Source organism: Rheinheimera soli, from assembly GCF_021290985.1.
Classification (GTDB): Bacteria; Pseudomonadota; Gammaproteobacteria; order Enterobacterales; family Alteromonadaceae; genus Pararheinheimera; species Pararheinheimera soli.
Genome location: NZ_JAJOYU010000067.1, coordinates 1 through 2,617 on the forward strand (window position 1 = coordinate 1; position 2,617 = coordinate 2,617).

Annotated in this window: 2 protein-coding genes; both read right to left on the reverse strand. The window is 53.9% G+C overall.

The features are described 5' to 3' along the window. Positions 1 to 78: 78 nt before the first annotated feature. Positions 79 to 825, reverse strand: a complete 747-nt coding sequence (gene istB / locus LSG37_RS20935; protein ID WP_233081949.1) for an IS21-like element helper ATPase IstB — start codon at positions 823 to 825, stop codon at positions 79 to 81. Positions 826 to 835: 10 nt separating this feature from the next. Further along, on the reverse strand, positions 836 to 2,386 hold the full coding sequence (gene istA, locus LSG37_RS20940; protein ID WP_233081950.1) for an IS21 family transposase: 1,551 nt from the start codon (positions 2,384 to 2,386) through the stop codon (positions 836 to 838). Between the last annotated feature and the right edge of the window lie 231 nt (positions 2,387 to 2,617).

Sequence of the window (2,617 nt, forward strand, 5' to 3'; positions counted from 1 at the left end):
TTGCGTATTTCGGTTTGTCCGGCCAGCTGTTTCGGTATCGTCCGGCCATCTGATCTTTTCTTCGTAACTCCTCACTTTTTAACTTACTTCCACCGCTTCAGCCAGACTTTTTTTCCGTTGCGATTCGCCTGTTAATTCCAGCCGATGGGCGTTGTGGATCAATCGGTCTAACAGCGCATCTGCTACCGTCGGATTTTCCATTAATCCATACCATTCGCTCACCGGTAATTGGCTGACGATCACTGTGCTGCGTTGCTCGTATCTGTCTTCAATTACATCCAGCAGATCGCTAATTTGTTTCCCCTTAAATCCCTCTAACCCCCAGTCGTCCAAGATCAGCAGGTCCAGCTTTTGCAGCTGGCTTAATTGCTTTAAATAACTGCCATCGGCATGCCCCAGTTTCAGCGCTTCCATCAGGCGACCCAGCCGGTAGTACCTCACCTTTTTGTTCTGTCTGCACGCTTGTTCTCCCAGTGCGCAGGCCAGATAGGTTTTACCGCAGCCGGTGGCTCCGGTGATCAGCACGTTTTGACCGTAATTCAGATGATGTCCTTGCAGCAGTGGTGTCAGTTGCTCTGGCCGTATGCCACGCCGTGCCGGGTATTTCAGTTCCTCCGGGCTGGCCCGAAGCCGTAGTCCTGCTTCTTTGCGCAGTCGCATCAGGCGGGTGTTGTCGCGCGATAGCTGCTCTTGTTCCACCAACAAGCTCAGCCGGTCTTCGAAGCTTAAGCCGCTGTAGCTATGCGGGTTTTGCCGTTGCAGCTCCAGCGCTTTGGCCATCGCCGCCATTTTCAGCTGGCGTAATTGCGTCATGATGAGATCCATTATTCTGTCCTTATTGGTAGTGGTGAGGGCCACGTAAGTTGGTGTGGTGAAGCGCCGGGCCGCTGCTTTCGGTGTCAGGCTGGGTTTGATCTAAGCCGTTTTTCAGCAGGTTTTTAATAAAGCCTGTGAACGTAGCCTGTTGTTGCAGTGCCATGCCGCAAGCGCGTTCCAGCCGTTTGCTACCATAACTTTTTTGCAGGCCAAGCAATGCCAGGCAGGTGCGCTGAGCTAAGACCGGATGGGCTTTGCGCTTCTCTATCGCCAGTACCACGCCTAGCGTATCCGGCCCTATTTTCTCTGCCCATTGCCTTAATCGCTCTGGCCCCCATTCCTGATGCGCGGCATGGGCTGGTGGCAAGTGTGATAACTCCGAGGTTTGACCGAAGGCTTTGCTGCTTCTCACATGCTGCGCCACACACTGGCCTTTGTGATGCACCCGGATCATGGTGGTAGTGGCCTGTATTTCCAGCCGCTCACCGCACAAGGCATGCGGCACCGAGTAGTAATGTTTATCGAATATAAGGTGGTAATCCGGTCCCACTTTGGCTACTTTGTACTGCGTGTATTCATACGGGAATGCAGGCAGCGCTTTGAGCGCAGGCTGGTCAATCTGCTTAAACAAGTCTTTACGGCTCAGGCCATTATAGGCTTTCATCGGCCGTTCGTTTAGCTGGTGATTCAGCAATCGGATGGCCTGATTGAGTGCCTCCAGCGAGTAAAAGGTCTGGTGGCGCAGCCGCGCTAATACCCAGCGCTCTACAATCAGCACAGCGCCTTCCACCTTGCTTTTGTCCTTCGGTTTGTAGGGCCGTGCAGGCATCACGGTACAGCGGTAATGCCGCGCCAGCGCCTGATAATCGCTGTTGATGGTCGGCTCAAACTTGTCAGCTTTAACCACGGCGGCCTTGAGATTATCCGGCACCAATAAGGTCGGCACACCGCCTAAAAAGCTCAGGCAACGACTGTTGGCCATCAGCCAGGACTGCTGATCCTGTCCGGCACAGGCTTCGATGTAGGTGTAATTGGATGCGCCTAAAGTGGCGACGAAGATGGCAGCTTTGCGGATTTCGCCAGTGCGCGGGTCCACGATAGGCACCGTGGGGCCACAGAAGTCGATAAAGAGTTTCTCACCAGCATAATGCTGTTGACGCATCGAACGGCGCTGCGAGCCTTTCCAGCGGCGGTAATGTTCGCAGAACTGGGTGTACCCCAGCGCTGCGTGACCATGCTCAGCCTGGTACTCCTGCCACAATAACTGCTTGGTCAGCTTCGGATCTTTCAGCTCCAAATCGATACGTAACCAGTCGGGCAAGACCCGTTTAGTCTGGTAATTGCGACCTGGCAGCAGAGCCTGATCAAGGGTATTTAAGGACACCTCCGGGGCGAGAGGCCATGCAAGGTTGAGGTTATTAAAGCGGGCAATTAAATCAGTCACGGTCGAGCGGCCAATGCCCAGGGCAAGGGCAATTTGGCGGTGGGACAGCTGATCGTCAAAACACAGCCGGAACACATCCAGATAAGTTCTCATATCGGTTCTCATCACTTTCTTTTTGCGTGTCATACAAACTCCGGCCAACAGGGAAACCCCAGTTATGCCGCAGCACCTGAAACGAAGAAAGAAAAAGATGGCCGGATGACACCGAAACGACTGACCGGATCACACCGAAACAGGTGACCGATTGACGCCGAAACGACTGACCGGTTCACACCGAAATAGGTGGCCGGACGATACCGAAATGACTGGCCGGTTCACACCGAAATGAGTGGCCGGACGACCCCGAAATTCGCACTG